Origin of the sequence: Paenibacillus xylanexedens, assembly GCF_007676705.1 — a bacterium.
GTDB lineage: Bacteria > Bacillota > Bacilli > Paenibacillales > Paenibacillaceae > Paenibacillus > Paenibacillus xylanexedens_C.
Window position 1 is genome coordinate 1 of record NZ_VEBF01000586.1, and the last position, 242, is coordinate 242.

The window sequence follows — 242 nt, forward strand, 5'->3', positions numbered from 1 at the left end:
TTATTCTCCTCCGCCATCTCCTCAATCACCCAGAACACTTGAAATCCCCACAACCCCTCCCCCTCTTTCCCAAACCAATTCTCCTCACCCCTCCTCCCACTCACCCCACTGAACTCCTGAATCCCATTCACCAACTCCCCCCCGACCCCTATCAATTTCCCCTCATTGAGACCCTCATGCCCTCCAGTCAATCTGCCAACCAAACTCTCAAACACCCCTTCACTGCTTTAAATACCTTTCAC

The 242-nt window shown here is 52.1% G+C and carries 1 protein-coding gene; it reads right to left on the bottom strand.

The genetic code is table 11. The features are described 5' to 3' along the window. Window positions 1-203: hypothetical protein (locus tag FS628_RS32335; RefSeq protein WP_222125347.1), on the bottom strand; the 203-nt coding region annotated here is incomplete at its 3' end. Window positions 204-242: the final 39 nt, after the last annotated feature.